The 21,217-nt window shown below is 39.7% G+C and carries 12 protein-coding genes; 3 read left to right on the top strand and 9 right to left on the bottom strand.

The genetic code is table 11. The features are described from left to right. Nucleotides 1-11 precede the first annotated feature (11 nt). Nucleotides 12-1,199, bottom strand: coding sequence for a T9SS type A sorting domain-containing protein (locus AC1XUD_RS03070; protein ID WP_483359484.1), 1,188 nt, complete (start codon nt 1,197-1,199; stop codon nt 12-14). Between the two features lie 665 nt (nt 1,200-1,864). Between AC1XUD_RS03070 and AC1XUD_RS03065 the strand changes: the two genes are divergently transcribed. After that, nucleotides 1,865-2,314, top strand: coding sequence for an Hsp20/alpha crystallin family protein (locus AC1XUD_RS03065; RefSeq protein ID WP_483359483.1), 450 nt, complete (start codon nt 1,865-1,867; stop codon nt 2,312-2,314). Between the two features lie 437 nt (nt 2,315-2,751). Here AC1XUD_RS03065 and AC1XUD_RS03060 read toward each other — a convergent pair whose 3' ends face one another. The 8 genes from AC1XUD_RS03060 to AC1XUD_RS03025 all read right to left on the bottom strand — a co-directional run bounded on the left by AC1XUD_RS03060 (nt 2,752) and on the right by AC1XUD_RS03025 (nt 20,319). Beyond that, nucleotides 2,752-3,141, bottom strand: coding sequence for a DUF1398 domain-containing protein (locus AC1XUD_RS03060; RefSeq protein WP_483359482.1), 390 nt, complete (start codon nt 3,139-3,141; stop codon nt 2,752-2,754). Nucleotides 3,142-3,306: 165 nt separating this feature from the next. Next, nucleotides 3,307-4,071, bottom strand: a complete 765-nt coding sequence (locus AC1XUD_RS03055; protein WP_483359481.1) for a helix-turn-helix domain-containing protein — start codon at nt 4,069-4,071, stop codon at nt 3,307-3,309. A gap of 1,192 nt (nt 4,072-5,263) precedes the next feature. Beyond that, a complete protein-coding gene (locus tag AC1XUD_RS03050; RefSeq protein WP_483359480.1) occupies nt 5,264-6,985 on the bottom strand; it encodes an AAA family ATPase in 1,722 nt (573 codons plus the stop codon). Beyond that, the gene (locus AC1XUD_RS03045) at nt 6,985-11,004 is read right to left on the bottom strand and encodes an Eco57I restriction-modification methylase domain-containing protein (protein ID WP_483359479.1); all 4,020 of its coding nucleotides are present in this window, start codon (nt 11,002-11,004) and stop codon (nt 6,985-6,987) included. Before AC1XUD_RS03045 ends, AC1XUD_RS03050 begins: the two co-directional genes overlap by 1 nt. A gap of 137 nt (nt 11,005-11,141) precedes the next feature. After that, on the bottom strand, nt 11,142-14,525 hold the full coding sequence (locus AC1XUD_RS03040; RefSeq protein WP_483359478.1) for a helicase-related protein: 3,384 nt from the start codon (nt 14,523-14,525) through the stop codon (nt 11,142-11,144). Between the two features lie 102 nt (nt 14,526-14,627). Further along, complete coding sequence (locus AC1XUD_RS03035) at nt 14,628-15,761, bottom strand: Fic family protein (RefSeq protein WP_483359477.1); 1,134 nt, start codon at nt 15,759-15,761, stop codon at nt 14,628-14,630. Nucleotides 15,762-15,958: 197 nt separating this feature from the next. Beyond that, complete coding sequence (locus AC1XUD_RS03030; protein ID WP_483359476.1) at nt 15,959-19,405, bottom strand: DEAD/DEAH box helicase; 3,447 nt, start codon at nt 19,403-19,405, stop codon at nt 15,959-15,961. 11 nt (nt 19,406-19,416) lie between these two features. Continuing rightward, nucleotides 19,417-20,319 (bottom strand): HEPN domain-containing protein, encoded by a 903-nt coding sequence (locus AC1XUD_RS03025; RefSeq protein WP_483359475.1) that lies wholly within the window; start codon nt 20,317-20,319, stop codon nt 19,417-19,419. Nucleotides 20,320-20,455: 136 nt separating this feature from the next. On the opposite strand from AC1XUD_RS03025, the gene AC1XUD_RS03020 reads away from it, so the two are divergent. Together AC1XUD_RS03020 and AC1XUD_RS03015 are read left to right on the top strand one after the other, a co-directional pair. Next, nucleotides 20,456-20,881 carry a helix-turn-helix domain-containing protein gene (locus AC1XUD_RS03020; protein WP_483359474.1) on the top strand — a complete coding sequence of 142 codons (426 nt, stop codon included), beginning with the start codon at nt 20,456-20,458 and terminating at the stop codon, nt 20,879-20,881. 99 nt (nt 20,882-20,980) lie between these two features. Next, entirely contained in the window at nt 20,981-21,193 is a 213-nt protein-coding gene (locus AC1XUD_RS03015; protein ID WP_483359895.1) for a transglutaminase-like domain-containing protein, read from the top strand. Nucleotides 21,194-21,217 lie beyond the last annotated feature (24 nt).

Raw genomic sequence — 21,217 nt, 5'->3', positions numbered from 1 at the left:
TTCTGGCAAAATTATTTAGTAACTAAAATTTTGTTTGCGGACGAGCTACCATTCTTCATAAGTATCTGAATCATGTATATTCCAGGGGCGATACGCTTTACATCCATTCCAGCAGATGGAAAAACTACGGTGCTGTAAACCCGGGTTCCAGACAAGTCTCTTACAACTATTTCTTTTACATCGGAGTGCTTAGGAACTTTCAAAAAGAGCTTGTCTGATACGGGATTAGGATACAACGTAATTTCATCCAAACGAATAGCTATGCCCTCGATCCCGCTGTATGTGAAGGAGCCATCCTTGTCGATCATTTTTAGTCGGTATAAGTTTTCTCCATCGAGAGGATGTGTATCAACAAAGCTATATGCGACGTTATTGGTACTTTCACCAGTGGCACTGACACTTCCTATTGTAGTCCATGACTTGCCATCCATGCTGTGCTCGATACCGAATCGCTCGCTGTTATCCTCAAAGCTCGTCTCCCAATTGAGCGCGACGTGCAATGCTTCGTTTAGAAGTGCTTTAAAACTAACCAGGGTTACAGGCAGGGCGTCTGCAGGAGTCGCCGCGAGGGTATAAATACTAAAATTATCTGGCACAATGGCCGACGACGTGGTAATCGATCCTGAAGTGAGACTGCTTGAGCCGCCCAATAATGACGATGCATCAACATTTGAACCGATTTCTTGCCATTGTGAACTATTCGTATTCCAGCCAACTATTGTAAGTCTATCCAGTTTGCCACCTGTGAGAGCTGATACTCCGCTAGCGTCATTCCATGTTAGGGTTATCTGCGTTGAATTTGCGCCGTTGATGTCCCAAAACTCAGCAGTACTCACCTCGGCGATCGTCGCATCTATGTTTGAAGTTGTAAACGGCCCGCCGGATGGAATAGCAACACTGTTGGCATTTTCTTTAAAATAGGCTCCAATTGTGGCGTCACCAGCGGCGGCAAAAGGACGATATATACCGTTATCGCCTACGGGAAATGTGAAAGATGCAGTGCCATTTTTTTTGACATACCCGTCTATATGTTTGGAATTGCTAATCCCGGTCACCACTGACGATGACGAAAAACTAACTATTCCGACAGGCGCAGTGCGTTTTGTGACTACAATTCCATTTTGGCCATAAACTGTGAATGAACTGAACCAAAGGACACAACCCAATACTTTTGCAATATGCTTATAATCCCAGGTCATAGTATAATCATGTACTTATGTGCAAATTAATTACCTAATTTAAACTTTTTTTAGAAAAAACTCTACGAATATAATCTCATATACTAGTATAAATAATACAAACGATAAAAAAAATTCTACATTGTATAGAATTATGAAGAATGTATTAGAGGAATTTCAAGGAAGAGTTGCTGTAGAAGTTCTTATTGGATGAATGTAAATCGGGTACTTTAGAAAAGGCCGTGTCACCACTTCGTTGTTCTGTTTTTGATCAGCGTAGTTAGCTATATCAATGTCGGTACTTCGACTTTCTAAGATCTCGTTATCGTTCTTTTCATCGCTGAAACATTTTAGCCCATAATGGCAATTGTTTGGGCAATCAAGAGAGGAATATTTTCTGCGCGGGTATAACCCTGAAAGGTTGTCACATGTAATTTTTTGAAACATTTCCGGAGACAATACCATCAATAGCAAAAATAGCCTCTCAGTCACGCTGACGAGAAAATCTGTCTTTCCTTCGCTGGAAAAATGACAGGATCACCGCTGTTTTTTCTGAAAAATTGACAGAGTACCGCAAGAAAATATGACATCGGCTTGCTGGCATAACCTTTGATTTGCTGAAAATGGTTTTGGCTGTAAAAGCACAAGCTGACTAGTATTGTTTAACTCTTAAAAACAGGTTAATTATGTCACTCATCAAAAGGAATGGGCTAATGCCCTCAGCATTCCCAGCGCTGTTCGACGATTTCTTTGGCCGCGAACGTTTTAACTGGGACAACAGTAACTATTCACCAACTAGCACTACGGTGCCGTTAGTCAACATCCGCGAAACAGGTGAGCATTTCGAAGTGGAAATGGCAGCGCCCGGTATGGATAAAAGTGATTTCAAGATCGAACTGGACGGCAACACACTCACAATACGGTCCCATAAACAGCAGGAGCAGAAAAGTGAGGAGGATGGCTATAGCAGGAGAGAGTTCAGTTACGAGTCCTTCCAGCGTAGCTTTGTCCTGCCAAAGGATGTCGTGGACGACAGCGGCATTGCCGCCCGATATGATTACGGACTGCTTTGCCTAACCATCCCAAAGAAAGAGCACGCAAAGCAAAAGGAACCAAGACTGATTGAAATTGCCTAATCTACAAAGGGCTTGCGAACTGCAAGCCCTTTGTCAATATATCCGATCCCAACTACCTAAGTTCCGATTATAACTAGCACCGACACTTCCTACGAAATTAAACTCAGCTTAAAGGCTATCAACGGCTGGAAAGCCTTTGGATCTTTCCATCTGGGTGTTCAAAGAGAGCAGGCGTCACTTACCTTCGAGAGTTTGACCGGTCACATAGAGCACCACGAAACAGCGTTAAGGATGGAATTGTTTGAAAATAAGGCATCCGGAAGCCTGGTGCTGGCTCAAAAAAGCTGTAACCTTGACGAGCTGTCAGAAAACGTGCGCATTATTACGCGGGATGCGTTCAAGTACGTAAACTTAGAATCTTGAACTGATTCTTATCAGGTTCAATTTATTTTGAGGGACGCATTTTCTGGTCAATTATTCTTGGTGTCGGGAAAGATTTAACCTGGAATTTGTTCGACCAGTATTTCACTACCTGCCATGTCGTAATATGTACAGCTCATTTTTTCCATACTGATTACCCACTTTTCAATGCCTGATGCGGCACATTGCACACAAAAAGCGGGGAAGTCTGTTTTGCCCTCCTGATGCGCTTTCAGGTCTGCCTTAAACTGCGCTGCGTCAGAACTTTCGGCTATTTCCAAAGGATTATACCTCGCGCCACCTGATACCTCGAAATGATGACTTCCCTGATAGCTGGAATTGCCGTTTGCTACAAAGGTTTCGTAAGAAACAACGCCTAATTTTTTGATATCCTGAATGTACGCAGGGAAGTCTGCGCCGGACTTTACTTTGCTGTGAGCTAATTTGATTTGTTCCAGTGTGAACATTTTTCGTGCTTTTTAATGATTAAACGATTGGTTGAATTTCATGCAGCAATGATGTTCAAGTTTTCCAAAATGAAGGTTGCGTTTGAGATTACTATCATCATTGCTTTAAGACTACCATGCAAAGATGAAGCAGATGAAATCCCCGTGATTGTAAAAAATCGTTTATTACAGAAAGCGTTTGAAGTTCTCGGGTGAGTCGCCGGTAAACTGTTTGAAATCTTTGCTAAAATGTGCCTGATCGAAAAAATTGTTTTCGTAACAGATTTCTGTCAGTGACTTCGTGTTGTTCAGATTATCAAGTACAGCATTGAAACGAACGATTGAAGCAAACTTTTTGGGTGTTGTGCCGACTATTTTTCTAAACCGTTTTTCAAATGGACTTGGGCTGATGAATAGTTTTTCGTTCAGTTCTTTTATTCGGATGGTTCCCTTACTTTGATAGATGAGCTTTACGGCTTCTATGATCAGTTTGTCGGTATGAATATCCTTGATATGCTCCAGCAAAAACTGCTGAACGAGTTGCAAACGCCGTATATCGGTAACAGCGAATGCCATTTTGTCTTCCAATTTGTCTACACTGCTCTTATCAAAGATTTCGTTCAGTGAAATGCTAAGGTTGAATAATTCATTTGAAGGAAGAGTGGCGAAATGTGCAAATCCGGTTTCCGTAAAATACACAAGGACGGTGCCTATATGTGGTGTATTTTTAAAGATTCTGTAGCTATCTGAAATCCCGGTGATTCCAGCCGAGGCTAGCCGGTTTTCGGTCGTCCCCGTGATCGTGGCCAGCTGCCCTTTGTATTGAAATCCCATAACCAAACCGGAGGAAGGCAATACCTTGTATTCATTTTCCAGTTCATTCTCCGACACTACTAAATATTTTACGTAGGGTCTTAATTGTTCAAAAGGAAGATGTTTCTCGAATTTCATTTAGGAAGAGGCTACTAGTCAATGGATCACAGCCTAAGGTGTGATAACGATCGCCAAATTTATCAATTTGAAAAGCAATTTAGTATGTTGTATCTCCTAATTTAATTATTTTGGTTTATAAAGGTAGGTGAGAAAAACCTTGTCTCGTTTAGCATCTTTCCTTGCCTTCTGATACTATCTGTGACATTGTTCAATGGCGATACTTTCGCACATCAAGAGGCTACGGTAGGATTTTATCGTATTGTGCTTTGAATGGCCGTTCCTGCAACCGCACGTATTGTAAGTGCCTCTAAAAGTTCCATCAAATAACTCCAACGAGGTCTAAAATTACTAAAAGCCTGCTAATCTGTTGATTTGCAGGCTTTTGATGCTTTTTGTTATTTCTTCAAGTGATCCCGCTGGGATCACATCAAAAATCATAAACAACTGTAAATCAAAGCTTAAACATCAATACTAATTCTCAACTCACCGAATCACTCACCAATATTGAATCTGCAATAACTAAGTATTAAATATACTTAAAAATCAGTCCAACTGCAACAATTCTCACAAGATTGATTGTGACTTATTGAAAATCTATATTTAATGACAGGTCCATATTAATCCTTACCAAATAACACGCTCTATGTACAGATAGTGGTGAATTCGGACGCGTTGGCCATATGATTCCGTGGCAGATTGGTTCTTCCCCACTTTAGGTGGTAAATTATTAAGGAGATAATTTCCTTCTAAAAAGATGCTTAATTCTAAGCTATAAGGCTACCCGTCAGAAATTCAAGATGCAGAGATTTATTTTCACTACCAAAAGTGGGGAAAATCCGCAGATTGACCATCAACAGACTATTACTCGCCATGTGCTAAATATTTATCAATCATTTACTTACACTGGTCAATTCCAACCGAAAAGACCTGTCCTCAATTTCCTAATTAGGGTGATCAGTGGCTCCGAATTCTCCAGATAGTGAGGATATGTATTTACTGAAAGCGAGATTTCCGGATTATGTCAAAAGTACGAAGAGTTAGGAAGGTTACAATCAGTTTCAATAAATGCTGACGCTTTGGCTTCAGCATTTATTGATATGCGTTTTCAATGGAGTACTTAGTCCTTCGGTTATGACTATCATGGCTGAATAATTGTACGTTTTTGGAAGAAGGTTTTTAATACTTCGACACAACATCATGGATGCATACATTACAAATGTTGCTTTAGTGCTTTTACTTTCTCGATTGCGTCCTTAAGTTCTGCTCTATGCAACGGATTCTCGGAATGGTGAGAAGCAGGATTTAGGATTCTATCAAGTATTTCGCTTATATCTTCAACAACTCTCTCTCGTAAGTTATTTTGACTATTCATTTGGATGAAAAGTTGATACAAACTCCTTTGTATTGATCTGAGTCGAGCTTTCTCCCCATTGGTTAAATCTGGGTCTTGGTCAAAATCAGTACTGATCTTACTTAACTTTGCTAAATCCCAGTCTCTAATGAAAATTCTCTTGAATTTCTGGTAATTCTCGGCAAAAACAAGGTTGTATGACTCATTTATCTTGTTTCTGAGGGTTGTAAACTCCTTATTGACATTTTTCATGTTTGGATCCAGAAATGACGTAAAAATCGCCTCAGCTTCAAGCCGCAGATTATTACCAGCGTTTTCGAACTCGTTATTTTCGAAGTTTTTCATTGCCATTTGCAACGGGCTTTCATATTCTTTGACTATTGGTGAGTCATTTTTATTTTCATCTTTATTGAAATCAAAATAGACCCAATCTCCATCGTCAGTATTTCTCCGGATTAAATTGAAGAAGCCCTTATCATGTGTAAAAATGAATTTTTGAAAGCCATCAAAGAATTTTAAATCTTCTTTCTCTTCTTTGTTGAGAATTATTCGGACAATGTCCATCCGATTAGATAAATCTAAGCTAATAAGCATATCGTCCAGCACCAAAATCTTAAACTGTGCGGCTGCTAACGGCCTGGTTCGAAGGGCACCGATACGTATTGCGACGGCAATACGTGTTAACTGCGCCTCATTTAGAAAGGATTGTACACGCTGTATAGTTTGCCATTTTTCATCTCTTCTTTCGTCATAAATCTCTACGCCAAGTTTAATGTGCAGCTGATCATGACGCCTGGCCTCATTGTTAGTATCCCAAATTCTATCTTTGATCAAATCAAATTTGAATTTTTTGTCAAAACTCAAATTGATTCTCACTACATCCTTCCCTTCATAAAAATGATCCTTCAAAAAGTTGTTGGCGTAGCCAGAAATTTCAGTTAAAAGGTTTTCAATTTTGTTATTTAAGGCGAGGATTTGTTCTTCATATTGTGCCTTGGGAGACCGGGAAACTGCAACTCCTTTTGCTGAACGAGGTACGTCTATTGTTGGAGCGCGGACAATGTCGTCAAGCCAATTTCGTGTTCCTTCTGTCAAAAATGGGAAAATATCACGTTCGAAGACCGGCCAGAGATTTACTTCCTGCTTATGAGACGCTCTGTAAAAATTTTGGAGTAGTTTATAGTTTATAAAGTCGCTGGCCAAATTCAACTCTTGGATAAGCGTGTCAGAATCTTGGTTTGTATCTATGATCTCATGTGAAATTTTGTATATAGACTCAATCTTGCTTTCTGTATCAACTGCCGTGAGTTTAATGAATGAGTCCTCATTCTCATCCACAAACACATTTTTCAATGTCTGATGGGTACTTTTATCCGATACAATGTATTTTTTGAAATACTTCGCTACTTGATTATTTTCCTTTATACTACTTTGTAGAAACGTATAGAGAGCCCAGAATAATGAAGATTTACCAGAACCATTATTTCCGTATATCAGTACATGTTTTCCGTCAATCTTGAAAGATTGCTCCTGTTGAAATGCCTTGAAATTTTGAATTCGTATTTCTTTTATTCTCTTCACTAGCTTTCGAGGATTGGTTTTAGAATTTCAGGACTTCTTACGGCAAAAAGTTTGATTCGATTGCGTACCTCGTTATCTGGGTGGTTCCATTTTGCGTGAAGTTGGTCGATGACCTCTTTCCTTTCTGAATCGGATAAGTTTTCAAATTCCTTATCCTCTATTATACTATTCATATCCTGCTGAACAAAACTAATAACATCGATCCCACGTTCTTTCATATGGCCGGAGAAGTATAGTTCAATGATGATCCCTTGAATTATTTCGTCAAGATTGGAAATTTTTTGCAGCAAATTCATTTTGATAAACACTATTATTTCAACTAATTGCTCGATATGCCGCAAAACAATTGAATCTTCCGGTTGTATAACAGGAATTTTTTCAAAATAAACTTTACTGACCTCTCGTACATCTCCTAATAATTCGGGAAAATTATCCTTAAAGAAATAGCTAAACAATTTAGAGTTAAAGAAAGCTGTCAAATATCTAATGTATTTTCCTGTAACAATAAAGCATTTTTGATTGGTCAAAAATTCGCCTTTCGGGTCATAGGAGAAAATTAAATCCTTTGACATGTTCATGAAAATCATTTTAGGCTCGTCAAACTTCTTGTAATAGTTTACTGAATCTTGAATTTCATACCATTCATATTTTCCCGGTTTCCTACCATGTTGTTCTTTTGAGCTACTTTTGGGCTTAAGATCTTGATAGAAATTATGAAGATGCGCTTTGATAGAAGGATATTTGTCGATATTGATCCCCCGTCTTGAAAAAATTAGCCACACCTTTTCAAAATCAATTGAATAGCGGACCAAATCCTTTCCTCTTAACATGGGGCGTATAATCTCAGCATTTTTGTTATCTAATGTAATTAAATGATTTTTTTCTTGTTCATTCAAATAAAACCCTTCGTTAAAGCCTGTTTTTATGCCGTAGTTAATATCAATATTCCAATCGTTTATAGGTTTTCCCAATGCAATGACATTTTCTCTCATTTCGTGTTTGGACTTATCAAAAATTAGCCATGATTCGTTTGACAAGTTTTTAAGAATAATCGTATTGTCATTTATAATTTGATGTATACCCTCTCGGTAGTTCCTTTTAATAGTACTCAGATCACAAGCTACAAGTGCATGATTACATTTCTTATTTGATACTAGTAAAATATTTGAAAGAACAGCTACATTTTCGAAAATATCTGTGCCTCTAAAATCAATTAGAATTTCCGCACAATACTTTGAAAGAAAAAATTTGCGAAGTGGTTCGCCTGCAGCATTCCGCATCCATTGGTTGGAGGTAATGAACATGACAGAACCATTTGCTTTTGTAATATCTAACGCTTTTTCATAGAACAAAAAATAAATGTTTCCAGAGTTCGAATAAGTTGTGAAGCCTTGTTTTGACCATTCCTCCTTGACTTCAGCTCCGTATTTTTGGATCGGTCTGTAGGGTGGGTTTCCAATTACTATATCAAAGCCATCTTTAATATCAAACATCCATTCTTTGTCAAAAAAAACAGATGAAGTATTTTGATTATATGGATCCCAAGATGCTAGGAGAGTTGCAGTAAGATTATTTTTAGATTTATAAGAGGCATATTTATTTTCAAGAGACACTTTTAGTTCATCTGCCTTTTCTATTTTGCCAATATTCTCATAGTGGTGGATTTCACTTTGAGCTTTGTCGTTTCTAATAATTGCATCTACCTCTTTGTTCAAGTCAGTTTCGATCAATTTTGCGATATCATTTCGAAGCAATTCATCCTGTTCCCGATATTTTAACTTGGTTTCTTTGCTTTTTGCGCTAAATAGTTTGCTTCTGATGTTTTTGAGTTCAATTTCAAGGTCTTTTGTTTGTTTTGACTCGAAAAAGCTAGTTTGATTTTTTGGCTTTTCAATCCCGAGCAGCGTATTTGCTGCTACAAATTTAGTCTCCAAATTTGGCAAAGGACGTATTCCAAAGTTTTGTTTCCTATCAGGTTTGACCTTTTGCTCTACTACCAGCGAAATAAAGAAACGAAGCTTAGAGATTTGCGTCGCAATCGGTTGAATATCTACACCGTATATGCAATTTTCTATCAAAAACAGCTTACGCGCATAATCAGGGTCATTCATTCCCTGATCAAATGCATTGTTAATTTCGAGTAATCGATCTTCACGTGCCTGTTTATCATCGATTTTAAAAGCTGCTTTCGAATCTTGTTCTGCCTTTTGCAGTTGTACTTTTTTCCAAGCATTGTTGTTTGGATCAAGTTTTTGTAAAATGTGAACCATTTTTTGCAATATCCCCATTGGAAAAGCACCAGAGCCACAGGCCGGATCCAGAATGGTGCAGGTACTTAGAGCTTTGATAATTTCTATGTGTAATTCATAGTTTCCTTCGAAAGCTGCTTTGCTATCGAAGGAAGTGAGTACGTGTAGTTCTTTGTCCAACGTTATATTGTCCATACCGCCCCAATCATTTATCTTGTTCCTTAGGTATGCAATCAAGCTTTCATCCACCATATAGTTTACAATCTCACGTGGTGTATAAAATGACCCAGTTTGCTTTCTTGCAGTGGATTTTGTTTCAGGGTTATAACTTGCCAGTAGGTTTTCGAACACTTTTCCCAGAAGCTCTGGATCAAGTGCTACATCTTCTTCGATAGGCGTATTTTCAGTAATGGTGAATTTGTATGATTTTAGAATATTAAGAAGGCCCTTTACAGCAGCATTTTTATATTTTTTATCGGCAATGCCCACGATATCGCTGATGTCAGTTTCTTCTTCCAATCCAAAAAAAAGATAATCAGGTACAATGAGTTGCTGTTGAATACTTTGATTGTCGGAAAAACCATCAATAAGAATTTTATTTGGTTTGTCGTCCAAGCATTCAAATAATCCCCCATTCAAAAATGGAGTTATTCTATTTACCAAATCAATAAAGTTGTCCGGATTTTTGAAATATTTCTTGTATCTCATCATCCAATCGATAGCGAAATGTTTCCCTTTAGATTCTTCACCTCGGAACCCACGTTTCCTTTTATCTAAACTGTCCCCTTCTATGGGGCAGTTTAGCGTGGCGAAAAATAAGTTTTGCAATATGGCCTTATAGTAGATGCTTTCTTTGTTTCTCTCTTTAATAACACCAATTTCGTGATACGGGGAAATTTCATTTAAAATGTCTTTTTGCAAAGTGTCCAGATCAAAAAGCTCTTCGGGAATCAGTTTTTTCTCCTTGATAAACCAGACAAAAAGCAAGCGCGTTAGCATGCGGATGACATTGGTTGCCCTGTGCTCCTGTTGTAAGTCTTCCAGCAGGGCCTTTTTGTGATGTGCGTCAACAACTGTGGGCTCCCCGGGAAAGGAAACGTGTTTTGTAGCCCAAAAATACCAAGTTGATAGCTCTTGATAGAACTTTTTATTCAGCACGCTTACGCTAAATACCTCCTGCCAGTAACTGTATAACTTTTTAAATGAATCTACCTGGTTCTTTCCAGTAGTAGGTATTCTGATATCTTGTAAAATGTCACTATGCCCACGATGTGGTTTTTCTATATTAATATCTCTAAGCAAACTTACTTTGCCAGCTTTTTCACCTTCGCGCCATTCTTGCTTAAATTTTAGTCGTTCGGTGTTGGCAAGGGCAAGTAGATTTCCATATTTGAACACGACAACCACCGGTGTATAGTAAAACTCGCGGTTAAATGCTCTAGCTATTTCAGCTAATTGAGAGCGAGTAGGTAACAACCCGCTGGCTCGGGACTTTAATGTTATCCCAAAAATTAGAATACCATCGTAATCGGATTTAATTTTTTCTTTCTCCAAGGATTTATTTCCCTCAAATGCTGCATCGTCCACCATACCAACAAAAAAAACGTCTTTTATGAGTTGGAAGGTGTCATTTTCCTTGTATGTGTCTTTTAGTATTTCTTTGGCAGTGGTAGGCTCATCTGTAACATAATTGATAGGTACTTTCAGATCGCGGAAAAAGCCTTTAAGTGCAGGTAAGAAGTCGAGTTGGGAAAACAGTTCTATGCTCATTTACTAAAATTTTTCAGTTCGTTTTTAATGTGTCTTTTGATTTGGGCCCCGTTGGTAACCTTACTTGGTATTTTTGAGTATCAGAAATAGTGGCCCCTCGAATTGAACCAGTCAACTTTGGATAGAATTGTGCTATTCTAAATAGATACTAAAAACCAGGTGATTAGATCGAAATTATCAAGCTGGAATTTTTCATCTACTTTGGTGTTTTGCTTTATCCTTGAAACAGCATTCTTATCCCCTTTTCGGAGCTTGGATAGCAAGTCCTTAACTTCTGTACCCATCACTTTTTTAATCGAGCCGTCTTCCTGTATTTCTTCCTCAATCGCCTGGCTGGTCAACCAGCTTTTTATGGCTGTAACCAGTTCCTGAATGGATACTTCATCCCCTTTATCAATTGTTTCCGGTACAAAGCGGTCATTATCTTTATGGTATGTCAGTGCATCCAGCACTTCTTTTTGGTTCAATAAAACAAGTTTACCCTGCTTGTCAATATAGATCAGGTCAAATACCTGATAGGCATGGATAATTGTTTTAGGTGGTTTTGCGGGATAACCCAGCAAAGCAATTAAGCCATTTTTACTACAGATTTGTTTTTCTGCCTTAAATCCAGTGTAAAGCCCTTTCGGCATTCGCTGGTATTTTAGTTTATCTTTATTGAACTCTTCCAGTAAATCTTGTCTGTAACGCTCCAAAGACAAATCGTCAAAGCCAAAATTCTTCTCTCCGTCCAGATCTTCAAAAGTGACCTGCATTTGTTCCAGCATTCGGTTTGTCATCCGTTGGTCAAGTGATTCATCATGAATCATTTCTGTAAATGTCTCTGAAAACTGATGATCCACTTCTGCTCCTGCCAGTTTCATGGCCGCCATTCGCTTTTCTATTCTTCCTTGTAAGTCGAGATAAGAATTAATATTACTAGATGGCCAGAAGTTAATTCCAAAAATTTTAGTGTTTGGGCTACCCAATCGGTCAATACGTCCCATTCTCTGTATTATACGTACGGGATTCCAGTGAATGTCATAGTTAATTACCATATCAGCGTCTTGCAGGTTTTGTCCTTCACTGAGCGCATCCGTAGCAATAAGAATATCTATCGGTGATTGAATCTTAGAGTAGGTTGTATAGTCATGTGTGGAAATCCATTCAATCCATTCTGCATAAGCCTGATCACCAATCTTGTCGGATTGGAAACCCCACTCTTTTTCCCTGAAAAGTTTCGTGTAAGGAGCAAACCTTTCAAGTATAGGTTCAAAGTTGTTGGTTTCACCTGATGCGTCATTTGTTTTGGATCCTGAACCAGATACCATCGCAATTTTATCAAATCCCCTGCTTTTCAATTGGGTAAATAAGTATTCAGCTGTGTCACGATATACGGTAAAAATGACGGCTTTTTTGTTGTTATTATTTTGTGTTGATTTTTGTTTTTTATTGAGTTCAGCAATAAGGGCTTCTAATTTATCATCCTCAGATTTTATATTCCCTGGTACAATAATTTCCTTAACGATTTTACTCTCAACTTTTTGCAAGTTGATATAAAGATTATCCAGAGAATCCAGATCTTTTTTTAAATCTTTTTTGAAATCTTCCAGTTTTCCGGAAGCATCTATTTCTAAAAGTGTGATTTTGCGCTTTTTCCCGAGCGTGAGTTGATCAAATTCATCTTCTAAATCATCATCTACAAATAGTGCTTCATTATCATTATTTAACTTGATATTCGCCTTGCCTTCCTGGTATAATTTAATTTTGTCTAAGGCGTTCTGGTGATGATCCTTAATTTTCGTAACCGTGGAGTAGAAAGAATACCAGGATGACTCAAGACGCTTCACCATCAAAATGTACATCATTTTAACGAGGAAACGATCTCTTTGTCGATCATCGTGAAGTATGTTGGTATCCTCATTATCATTCCTTAAATAAAATGAAGGCTGATAACCGGAAAGCATTGGTGGAAAATGATCGAATAATTCTTCAAATGTGTCGAAATTCCCTAGCTGTGTTGGCGTAACAAATAAATTGATAGGTTTTGCCTTTATCGGAAATTTTAAACCGGAATGCTCTCCTTCAACCATTTTTCTTGTCCGGGCTACTATTAGAGCGTCCGTCAAAGTAAAGAAGTTAGCTGGAAGTCTTTTGATAAAATCGCTGATTTTAGGATTGATGTCTTCCCGCCATTCATTAAATGCCTTTTGGGCTGTTTTAAATGTAGAATTAAGGTTTCTAACGCCCAAAGCTTTGTCAAAGCCATTGACGTTGCCCTGAACCATCAATTTAAATTGGTTTCTTATATCTGTTAATGAATTGTTGATTGGGGTGGCTGAAAGAAGCAACACCTTAACGTCTTCATTTTTTTGAAGTATTTGTTCCAATAAAAATTTATACCTGGAGGATTTGTCATTCCGCAGATTATGACTTTCATCAATTACGATCAGTTTGGGTTTGTCAGTTGTGAAAAATTTCTCAGCTCTGTCGATATATTTATTTAGCCCTTCAACGCTCATATCTGTATGGAAGCGTAGAAAGAAGTCAAATTGATCTTTCTCAAATCTTGAGTCCTGATGCTTTAAGTAGCGCCTCCAATTGTGTTCCAATTTTTTAGGGCAGATCAATAATACTTCGCGACCTTGCAGCTGAAAGAATTTCATTACAGCGAGAGCACTCCACGTTTTACCAAGACCAACAGCATCGGCCAGAATTGCTCCGTCATATTTTTGAAGCATTCTAATGAGACTTAAAACTCCTTTTTTTTGAAACTCGTATAGTGTATTGTATACAATCGAGTTTTCTAGTCTTCCAATTTGCCTGTTAAAATTTGGATCGTTTTCTGTATCAAGTAACTGATTTCCAAATAATTCGAATAAGACTTTGTAATAGAGTTCACGTGGCGTGTACTTGATAAATATTCTTTCAATTTCATCGATAAGATATTGCTTGAAATTTATTTTTGATGTCGATCCATCAGATGCGACAATTGTTTTTTCCTTATGTGCTTGAGGTCTTACCCATAGAGACTCGTACCAGGTCATTAACTCCTTATACTGATTGTTATTCCCTGTTTCACCAATGTTGAGCTCTATATTGTTGGTATGTTTCAGGCCGATACCTGCTTCTGTCAAGTTCGAACTACCCGTTACAAAATATTTATCTCTATCGTCTTTTTTTTCCGGAGTGAACAAATAGCTCTTTGCATGACAGAAATTTGGCTCTAGTGTTTTGGCAACAATTTTATCCTGTTTTAGAAATTTGACTGCTTCCTGGGACAGACTGTTAAGCTTAAGAGCAGCTTCAACAGTGATATTTTCGTTCAATAGATCCAGAGGCCTGTTATCTTCAGAGTCGATATTTACTATGTCGCCTAAAACCAGCCGAAATTCTGAAATTTTGTCATTAACCTGTTTGGATAACCAAGCTAACGCTCCAATTGTAAAGTATCCTGTTACAATGTCAAGCTTACCTTGCTCAGTATATGTAGAAATCCATTCATGGACTTTCAAATTCTCGTTTTCGTTATCTAATATCATTACTTGTTTTTTGAAAGAGTATCAACATTCTGAAGCATATCGCTTTGATTGGTAATATTACTTTTATGATCCTTCCTTTGCATAGTGATTCAGTTCTGAGAATTACTGATGCGTTGTTTTTATCGTTACGATATCACCATCTTGTTTTTTCAAGCTTCCTACGCTTACCAGCAGTGAAATTAAATCATCGTTGAAATAGTAATTTTCTTTACCTAGCCTTTTCTTATGAAGAAGGTTAATTTCACAGAGTAGGTCCAAATATCGTGCAGCGGTCTTGCGTGTTACGTTCAGATCTGCTTTCAAAAATTCTATTTTTGTGTAAGGATGCCTGAATAAACTATTAATCAAATCCTGGCTATAAACCTTTGGTAGATCGGTTCTAATTTTTTGTTTATGCTTAGTCATTAATATCTTGATGCCCCTGATCATGTCGGAGGTTTGCAGTGCTGTTTGTTCTACTGCATCGAGAATATACAAAATCCAAGGTTCCCATTGTCCCGTCTGGCGCGTTTGTTGGAGTAAGGTGTAATAAGTTGTTTTGTTTTGATTGATATAGCGACTTAGGTACAGGATCGGTAGTTTTAGTAAACCCTCTTTCACCAAGTACAGTATGTTTACAATCCTTCCCGTCCTGCCATTACCATCATAAAATGGGTGGATACTTTCGAATTGGTGATGTATAATGGCCATCTTAATTACTGGATCTATATCTGAGATAGATGCATCATTTATAAAATGTTCTAAATTGTTCATAAAAGAAACGATGCTAGCATAGTCTTGTGGTGGCATATACACCGTTTCCCCTGTCTGCTCATTTTTCAGTACAGTACCTGGCACCTTTCTGAAGCCAGCATCATTTTCTTCTAGTAAAGCTTGCAAGGCTATAATATTATTGCTAGTGAGCAATCCGCTTTGTTTTACTCGGTGATATCCATCTAGGAGGGCGTGAGTATAGTTATATACTTCCTTAGCAGCAAGGCTGACAAACTGCTGTGTTTGACTGTCACTACTATATAATTCGTCATGTGTAGTTACAATGTTTTCTATAGCTGAACTGTCTTTTGCTTCTTGCAGCGCGAGTGTGTTAATGATAATTCGTTCGTTCGGGATACTTTCTGCAATGCCATTCAGCCATGCCAAAGCTGCACGAGCAGTGCTTAGTTTTTTTAGAACTGGTTTGGTTTCTAGTTCGCCGGTGAGAGGTAATGTTGGTAGAGCCAATATAGAATTATTCATACTCTTCGTAAGTCATTTTTTCAAATTTAGGGCTATTTCTGCTTTAACGTGAGTCATTTTTTCAATTTTTTACCTATGTTTATTTCGACGTGGGTTCAAAAATGTTATTTTCTACACATGACTGTAAATAAATACTCGTCCAGTAAAAGTTACTCCCATTTTAATGTCTTTATGGTAACAGGTTCCATGTCATACATCTAACTAAATAATTCCAGAATATCCTCCGCACTAAGCGATTTAAGTACCCCATCTGTTGACGAGACAAGCTCATCAGCCAACTGACGTTTTTGCGCCTGCATGTTTAGGATTTTTTCTTCCAGCGTATCCTTGCAAATCATCCTGTAAGCCATCACGTTGTTTTCTTGCCCGATTCGGTAGCAGCGGTCAATGGCTTGCGATTCGGCCGCAGGGTTCCACCAGGGGTCTACAAGAAAAACGTACTCGGCAGCGGTGAGATTAAGGCCGGTGCCACCAGCTTTCAAACTGATCAGAAATACTCGTGTGTGATCATCGTTTTGAAAGAGGTCCACCATTTTGCTTCTTTGATCTTCCTTCGTCTTACCATCCAGATAAGCATATCCGATCTGGGATTTTTCGAGCTGCTGTCTGATCAGCCCAAGAAACCCGGTAAAACTTGAAAACACCAGTACTTTGTGGAAGGGTGTTATTTCTTTCAACCGCCGCATGAGCTCCTTGATTTTCGCAGGCTCAGCTTCCTGCTCAACCTTAGGTTCAACTAACACAGGTGCATTGCAAATTTGACGAAGTTTCAAGAGTCCTGCAAGTGCATACAGTTTGGAGTTGACTGAACCGGTTTCGTTGATTTTTTCTTTAATCGCATTTTGATAACGTATTCGGTAGGCGTCATAGACAGCGCGCTGTTGAGTTTCCATCTCACAATAGATGACCATTTCCGTTTTTTCTGGCAGGTCTTTGGCTACCTGCTTTTTGGTTCGCCTGAGAACAAAGGTGTTAATTACCTTTTGCAGGTAAGCTATGCCATCCGTTTCCGCTTTGTTCGCGAGCAGTCTATTGAACCCCCGCAAGCTTCCCAACATCCCGGGATTCACAAAGTTCATCAGGGCATAAAGATCATTGCCACTGTTTTCGACGGGTGTCCCCGTCATTGCCAGTCTGATGCGAGCATCCAGTATGCCGACTGCTTTGTAGCGCTGTGAGGCCTGGTTTTTAATGGCCTGCGCTTCGTCGAGGATCAAGTACTCGAACTGGGCATGCCTGAGTATATCGATATCGTGCAGCACCGTTTTATAGGTAGTCAAAATAACATCACCTGAATCAAGCCGTGAGGCCTGCTGTTGTCTGAATGCGCCATGATATCGGACTACGCGAAGTTCCGGTGTAAACTTTTCCGCTTCCTGCTGCCAGTTAAATAAGAGCGAGGTTGGTACAATTAAAAGACTCGGCCTGGTATGCAGACCATTTTGATACACCTTTTGTAAAAGTGTTAATACTTGCAATGTCTTTCCAAGCCCCATATCGTCAGCCAAAATTCCTCCCCAACCATTGTCTTTTAAAAACATCAGCCAGTCAAACCCTTCCTTCTGGTACGCACGAAGTGTCGCCCGCACGTTATCAGGGACTTGTCTGTCTGTGATAATTTTGACCTTCGGTGCATGACTTTTCAGGTTTTGTGCAAATCCTTGCAGCCCCTGCTGGTCATTGAGCTGATGCAATAACTGAGCATGAAAGCCCGACAGACGCATCCCCGATTTTGAGGGTTGCGAAAAGGAAAGAACAGTTTTTAGCTTCTTTTGCCAGCTGGCTGGGATGGTGGCGCGTGTTCCGTCTTTAAGTGTGAGTTGCCCGTCATTTTCCAAAATCGCGTGTCTGAGCACTTCATTACTTATTGAAATCTGGGAACATGTTGCTTTCAAAGTAATCTCAAACCAGTCTTTATCTGCATGAATGCCCATGCGGATATCTACCAGGTTCATATAGTCTGCCAGAGCTTCAATGTCCTCGATGCCCGTTACAGTTATCTGATTTTCTTTCAGCTTTGATAGCATATCAGGCAAACAACCTGCGTTTAGAATGGTAGTCTTAGCCAAGGAAAAGTAATCTTCATTTTTGCAAGTCTGGCTTGCAAAATCAGTATGCAGTGATCTCACAAGCTCTGATAGCGCAGCTTCTTTGGCTTTGTCACGGATGAAAATGACCGGCTGCCCGTGAATCTTAATCCAGCTGGTCCCGCCACTTAAAGTTGGTACCAGCAATTCTTGCCCGTAGTCCACCTGCGGCTGAAAGTAAAAAGAACCAGCATGCTCGAAGATCCGCAGCTGCATTTGCTGTATCTGTAAAGTTCTCTGATCTGCGCCAACAGAATCATATTGAAATGGATAGTGCCGTGTCAGGAATTGAAGTACAGATCTGTTAAAGTGCTCAAAATGGATATCCATCACTGTAAGTAATTGCCCGGTTATTGTAAGCGATGTGATCAGATCAATGTCTCTGAGTGTAGATGCTAATAGATATACACCAATGCGTTTATCGTAAACAAAAAGTGGAGACCTCGCTGGATAAAGCTCGTAGCAGTCCAGTGGTTTTCCGTCTTTCAACACGTGCAGCTGTAACCGGTAACAGGCTTTTTGTCTGGTCAAAGTAAAACTCACGCCAACTTCTGAACTTGCAGCCTGGAAAGGCTTTGTGTATCCTTTCTTGGGTTTGTGACCAAATTTGATTTTGCGCCCGTCACCATATCGGTTTACAAAACGTTCACCAGCCAGCAGTGGAAGCGCCCTTGACCAAAGATCAAGCAAACGCTGCCGGTACATTTGGATTTGTGAAACTCCGGGAGTAATGTATCTTGATACCACTTCTTCCAGGCTCTGCACGGTATTTGACGCCTGGACCTGCAACAACTGCTCTGTGGTAGTTTGAATCCGTGAGCCGATAGCATTTAACATCAACTGCTGGTCCGTGAAAACAATGTGTTCGGGCGCAGCACTGGTCTGAAAAATGGTACTGAAGGATTTAATAGCACTACCATCATTGAGCAGCTGCCCCGTGAAACCTGCCAGAAAGGGAAAGTGTTCCTGCCGGAAAATGGTATACAAACAGTAACCGACCTGGTCATGGGTGATGGGTGGCTGCTGATCAGCCACTGGTTCGGACTGTGGCATAGAAATCTTCTGACTCGGTATGTAAACATTGCCAAGCGTTTTGGCTGCTTCGAACCGGATACCTTCCAAGCTGGTTTTCGCCTCAAACAGATCCGGATATTCTTCTGCCAGTTTGAATAGGTGGGGCTTGTAGAATCTCGAAAAGTAGTCCTGCCCCCTGCGACTTAGTAGTGTAGCGAGGACTTTGTGGGCGTGTGTGCATAGTTTTTCTGTGTGCTCGTTACAGCTGCAAGAAACCAGCAGATGCGTGGGAAGGATTGCTATCCTTAGTCTTGTCAACAGTTTGCCGAAAGGTACTTGAAGAACGAGAACGTGATCTTTGTATCCGACAAAGGTGATGTCGAAGTAAGAGAGTCTATTGTTTCGGACAGTGTTACTAAGCACATGATGCGCATCAATGGTCTGCTCTGTGAGCGTGAAATTTTGATCTTCAAACAGGATCAGGTAATCCATATCGGCAGTGCGATGCGCAGACGACTCAGCTACGAGAGCAGGATTTTTCATAGTATAGGAGTTTAAAGTGTGGCAATCGTATTTGTTTGCTCTTGGAGTGAAGCGAGTTTACTGATGCACAGTGCGTCACTGATATCTTTGAATACTTCAACTTTTTTCAGTAGCGCCTCAGCCTGCTGATCGGTGACTTGAAAATCGTTTTGATAGCGGGTATCCAGATAGGCGCGGCTGAGCTTTTGGAGCAGAATCTGATCTTGTTTACTATTGGTGAAGATCTGCGAAATCTTTGGTGAGAAGTAGCAGCAAAGTGCAAGCAACCTGGAAAGATGATGGATATTATACCGGTATCCCATCCTTACCCTGATCAGACCAATGGCTGACTGCTCCATGGCTTGATGCAGCAAAAACAGACAAAGCTTGAAATCCTGACCATTAAATCGTTTACGGGCGGAAGCAAGAAACCCCTTGGACAGCGCGCTGTGATGGGTAAAATACTGCCGGGCATCTTCATGGTATTGGGCAGGGGTACCAGAGTAAGTGTAAGATAAGGCATTGTAACCGTCCGATGTTGTTAGTAGCAGTCCGGTTTTGAATACCTCGCAAAAAAAGCGGTTGCCCTCAGCGAGGAGTTTGTCGACCTGCCCGCTCCAATGGGAAAGGACAGTTATTTGAAGGTCCGGGAATTGATGATTCAAAAAGTCCTGAATCGTGTGCTGCTGGCCTTGGCGGGTGTGGGTAACAACCAAAATACAATACGCCTTAACCTCTGCATAGTGGTTTTTGGCAAAGCAGCTGCAATCAGCAGATGCCGCTTGCCGGTAGCCAAACAGGAAGATGTGTTGGATTTCAAATTTGTGGCAGATCGCCTCGACGATGCCGGAGAGATCATGCTGCTGATCTTCGCTTAGTATATGCCCGTTCAGCTCCATAATGTGCTCTTTATTGCAGGTTAACAGAAATGACATGGTGAAGTAAGTCTGCTGACAGCGTATAATCCATTCCGGATTTTTCTATTTTAGAACTGCGAAGGAGTAAAATATACCAAATGGGCGGATAAGAGAATGATTTGCAGATTCGACTAAAACCGGTTAACTTGCTATTATGAATATGACAGGTGACAAAACGAGCAAAGTCCATCATGGCAGAAACATCAAGCGTTTCCGCGAGTTATTGGGCATCAAACAAGAAGGCCTTGCCTTTGAGATGGGAGAAGATTGGAGTCAAAAAAGGATTTCTCTTCTGGAACAGAAGGAAGAGATTGAGCAAAATATATTAGATCAGGTTGCCCAAATTCTCAAGGTGAGCACTGAGGCTATCAAGAATTTCGATGAAGATTCCGCTATTAGTAATATCAATACATTCTATGATAATAGCGCATTCAACTTCCAGTGTACGTTTAACCCGATTGATAAATGGGTAGAGGCGCTTGACGAAAACAAGAAGTTATACGAACGTCTGCTTCAATCAGAAAAGGAAAAAGTCGAATTGCTTCAAAGGCTTCTCAACAATGGTAAAGACAGAGCGTAACTATTAACTCCTGGTTGCATTGATCCCTTTAAGGCACATCAATAGATTAATTTACACATTTTGCTGCTGATATGTCCATTGCTGTCCACGGCCCAGACAGTGGAACTCGATTCTTTACTAAGCATCATCAAATATAAATCAGACACAATAAGGTCGATCTTTGACTATGTGGCAGATGAGATACAGTACGATAATGAAAAAGCTCAGATGCTTCAACCCAGTTATCAACTTCACTGGTCATCAAAGTCGATTGCATTGGAAACAATTAGAAGGCGAAAGTGTGTCTGCGCTGCTCATGCGGGCGGGCTATGAAACGTATATTACTGTAGGCTATAC

This window comes from Dyadobacter sp. HNCC25DJ184 (assembly GCF_056895215.1).
This window is presented reverse-complemented; position numbering and strand designations above follow the sequence as displayed.

Bases quoted from the DNA above. Each gene is read 5' to 3' on its own strand.
- AC1XUD_RS03055 (WP_483359481.1), bottom strand. From the start codon at position 4,071: ATGAAATTCGAGAAACATCTTCCTTTTGAACAATTAAGACCCTACGTA.
- AC1XUD_RS03045 (WP_483359479.1), bottom strand. From the start codon at position 11,004: ATGAGCATAGAACTGTTTTCCCAACTCGACTTCTTACCTGCACTTAAA.
- AC1XUD_RS03060 (WP_483359482.1), bottom strand. From the start codon at position 3,141: ATGTTCACACTGGAACAAATCAAATTAGCTCACAGCAAAGTAAAGTCC.
- AC1XUD_RS03065 (WP_483359483.1), top strand. From the start codon at position 1,865: ATGTCACTCATCAAAAGGAATGGGCTAATGCCCTCAGCATTCCCAGCG.
- AC1XUD_RS03070 (WP_483359484.1), bottom strand. From the start codon at position 1,199: ATGACCTGGGATTATAAGCATATTGCAAAAGTATTGGGTTGTGTCCTT.
- AC1XUD_RS03040 (WP_483359478.1), bottom strand. From the start codon at position 14,525: ATGATATTAGATAACGAAAACGAGAATTTGAAAGTCCATGAATGGATT.
- AC1XUD_RS03025 (WP_483359475.1), bottom strand. From the start codon at position 20,319: ATGTCATTTCTGTTAACCTGCAATAAAGAGCACATTATGGAGCTGAAC.
- AC1XUD_RS03035 (WP_483359477.1), bottom strand. From the start codon at position 15,761: ATGAATAATTCTATATTGGCTCTACCAACATTACCTCTCACCGGCGAA.
- AC1XUD_RS03030 (WP_483359476.1), bottom strand. From the start codon at position 19,405: ATGAAAAATCCTGCTCTCGTAGCTGAGTCGTCTGCGCATCGCACTGCC.
- AC1XUD_RS03020 (WP_483359474.1), top strand. From the start codon at position 20,456: ATGAATATGACAGGTGACAAAACGAGCAAAGTCCATCATGGCAGAAAC.